This window comes from Dietzia sp. DQ11-44, assembly GCF_014145205.1.
GTDB lineage: Bacteria > Actinomycetota > Actinomycetes > Mycobacteriales > Mycobacteriaceae > Dietzia > Dietzia natronolimnaea.
Genome location: NZ_JAALEC010000079.1, coordinates 1 through 3113, shown reverse-complemented (window position 1 = coordinate 3113; position 3113 = coordinate 1). Strand labels below are relative to the sequence as shown.

Below are 3113 nucleotides of genomic sequence, written 5' to 3'. Positions count from 1 at the left end.
TGTCCACGCGGGCGGCCGGGGCGGCCGCCACGCCGCGGGTGTCCGCCCCGGCTCCGTGTGTCCGGGGGGCCGAAGTCACCCGGTTCGTGTGCGTCGTCGCTGTGCATCGCCGACTCCCAATGTCCTGGGCGCCCCATCGGCGCCCGCCTGCCATAGAGTATTCGCGACATCCCAAAGAGTGTCAACGACATATCGCTAAAGGGTTGGTGCGCGGGACGTCCGACCGGTCGGGCAGGATGGGGGTCGACGCGGGGAACACTCAGGTGGGCCCGCGCGTTGACCAGTACGAGTGATTCGTCGGTGACCCGGCGGGGACTCTCGATCAACGACCTTCCCCGACAATCCGAAGGGACCTCGATGCGCACGAGCAGCAATCCGGTCTTCAGTTCCCTGTCCCAGGACAGCGCGCGTGGCGCCACCCACCTCGGTGGTGCCGGACGCGCGGGCTTCCAGCAGGGCCAGTACGGCCAGCAGGGTTTCGGTGCCCAGCCCGGGTACGGCGCCCCCCAGGCCCATCCGCAGTTCGACACGGACACGCGGCCCATGACGATCGACGACGTCGTCAGCAAGACCGCCACCACCCTGGGTCTGCTCAGCATCGTGGGCGTGATCGCGTTCTACATGATCAGCATCAACCCCGGTCTGCTGTTCCCGCTGCTGCTCATCGGCGGTATCGGCGGTCTCGTCGTGGTGCTCGTCGCCACGTTCGGCCGCAAGATGGACTCGGCCCCCGTCACCCTGGTCTACGGCGGCCTGCAGGGGCTCTTCGTGGGCGCTGCCACCTACCTGTTCACCGCTGATCTGCAGGGCGGTGGCGTCCTGGGTGCCGTCGGCGCGGCGATCCTCGGCACCATCGGTGTGTTCGTGGGCATGCTGTTCGTCTACAAGACCGGCGCCGTGCGCGTGACCCCCAAGTTCACGCGGTTCCTCACCGCCGCCATCGTGGGCGTGCTGTTCGCGGCGCTCGGTAGTATCCTGCTGAGCTTCTTCACCGGTGGCTCCAACCCGCTGTACGACGGCGGCCCGATCGCGATCGCCTTCTGCCTCCTGTGCATCGGCCTGGCCGCGTTCAGCTTCCTGCTGGACTTCGACAACGCCGATCGCCTCGTGCGCGCCGGTGCCCCCAACAAGATGTCGTGGGGCGTCGCGCTCGGCCTGACCGTCACCCTGGTCTGGCTGTACATCGAGATCCTGCGTCTGATGAGCTACTTCCGCGACTGATCAGCGCGAGCGGTAGCGCCGCCGTCGGTGGCCCTGGCTGCTGCGGCGAACCGGCGAGCCGGCCCTGCTGCCCCGACCCCAACCAGGGGTCGGGGCAGCCGCTATTTCGGAGGAGCGTGGCGGGCTCGGCTTCTCGCCGAGAGGTCACACATGCTCACGTTCTCCCAGGATGCGGAATCGGAATACGCGCATTTGCGACCACTCGGCGGGGCGAGCGGATGGCGGACAATCTGACGGTCGAGGGCGCAACGAAAAGAGCGTTCCGAACACCGTCTCCTGGGGAAACGGGTTCGGAACGCTCTTTTCGACGCTGGGTCGACGCCGGGACGCGGGGCGCGCGCGATCAGGCCGGGCGGGCGGGGATCAGCTCAGGCGCTCGAGCACCATCGCCATGCCCTGGCCGCCGCCGACGCACATGGTCTCGACGCCGAACTGCTTGTCCGCGGCCTGCAGGTTGTTGATGAGCGAGGCGGTGATGCGGGCGCCGGTCATGCCGAACGGGTGGCCGAGCGCGATGGCGCCACCGTTGATGTTGAGCTTGTCCTCCTCGATCCCGAGCTCACGGGCGGAGCCGAGGACCTGGACGGCGAACGCCTCGTTGATCTCGAACAGGTCGATGTCGGACACCGACTTGCCGGCGATCTTCAGGGCGTTCTTGACGGCCTGGATCGGGCCGAGGCCCATGATCTCGGGGGACAGGCCCGAGACGCCGGTGGACACCACGCGGGCGAGCGGCGTGAGGCCGAGCTCCTTGGCCTTGGTGTCGGACATGATCACCAGGGCGGCGGCGCCGTCGTTGAGCGGGCAGCAGTTGCCGGCGGCGATGGTGCCGTCGGGGCGGAAGACCGGCTTGAGCTGCGAGATCTTCTCGTAGGTGGTGCCGGGCCGCGGGCCGTCGTCGGTGGAGACCACGGTGCCGTCGGGCATGGTGACAGGGGTGATCTCGTTGGCGAAGTGGCCGTTCTCGACCGCGTCGACAGCGCGGTTCTGCGAGCGCACGCCCCAGTGATCCTGCTCCTCGCGGGTGATGCCGGTCATCTGCGCGACGTTCTCGGCGGTCTGGCCCATCGGGATGTAGACGTCCGGCAGCAGGCCGTTCTCGCGGGGGTCGGTCCACGTCTCGGCGCCACCCTCGGCGCGCGTGCCGGTGCGGGCCTCGGCGTCGGCGAAGAGCGGGTTGTGGGTGTCCGGCCAGTGGTCGGAGGTGCCCTTGGCGAAGTTGGTCACGGTCTCGACACCGGCGGAGATGAACACGTCACCCTCGCCGGCCTTGATCGCGTGCAGCGCCATGCGGGTGGTCTGCAGCGAGGAGGAGCAGTAGCGGTTGACCGTGGTGCCGGGGACGGTGTCCAGGCCGGCGAGCACGGAGACGACACGGCCCATGTTGAAGCCCTGCTCGCCGCCCGGCAGGCCGCAGCCCAGCATGAGGTCGTCGATCTGGGTGGGGTCGAGCGACGGGACCTTGGCGAGGGCCGCTGTCACCATCTGCGCGGCGAGGTCATCCGAGCGGATACCCACGAGGGATCCCTTGTTGGCGCGCCCGATGGGCGAGCGGGCGTACGAGACGATCACGGCTTCCGGCATGGAAGGCTCCTTCTTTGCGGGTGGATACTCGGTGCTAGGTGTGGTCGGGGGTGAGTTCCGGGGCGGACAGGTCCCGGGTGGGGCGGGTCAGGCGCAGGATGCGGCTCCGGCGGCGGAGGGTGTCCGCCGCCTCGCGGGCATCGCCCGTGCTCTCCGGATCGCCGTCCACGTCCTCATTATGCAGGTACGTGTTCTCGTCGAGGTCCTCCGCGTCCTCGTGGGTACGGACGAAGTCGGTCAGTCGCTTGGTCAGCCGGGCGACGACCGACTCGCGGTGCTCGTCGTCCGCGCCGTCCGCGGCCGCCTCG

2 protein-coding genes and 1 pseudogene are annotated in these 3113 nt (G+C 69.0%); 1 reads left to right on the top strand and 2 read right to left on the bottom strand.

Annotation, left to right across the window (positions count from 1 at the left end):
- Window positions 1-357: 357 nt before the first annotated feature.
- Window positions 358-1221, top strand: coding sequence for a Bax inhibitor-1/YccA family protein (locus G6018_RS02410; RefSeq protein ID WP_182610246.1), 864 nt, complete (start codon window positions 358-360; stop codon window positions 1219-1221).
- A 363-nt stretch (window positions 1222-1584) separates the two neighbouring features.
- Here the strand turns inward: G6018_RS02410 and G6018_RS02405 are convergent, their stop codons facing one another.
- Both G6018_RS02405 and G6018_RS02400 read right to left on the bottom strand, forming a co-directional pair.
- The gene (locus tag G6018_RS02405; RefSeq protein ID WP_182638611.1) at window positions 1585-2805 is read right to left on the bottom strand and encodes an acetyl-CoA C-acetyltransferase; all 1221 of its coding nucleotides are present in this window, start codon (window positions 2803-2805) and stop codon (window positions 1585-1587) included.
- 34 nt (window positions 2806-2839) lie between these two features.
- Window positions 2840-3113: pseudogene (locus G6018_RS02400) on the bottom strand (SGNH/GDSL hydrolase family protein); the annotation flags it as partial.

Excerpts from the sequence above, each read along its gene's own strand:
- G6018_RS02410 (WP_182610246.1), top strand. The coding sequence starts at position 358 with ATGCGCACGAGCAGCAATCCGGTCTTCAGTTCCCTGTCCCAGGACAGC.
- G6018_RS02405 (WP_182638611.1), bottom strand. The coding sequence starts at position 2,805 with ATGCCGGAAGCCGTGATCGTCTCGTACGCCCGCTCGCCCATCGGGCGC.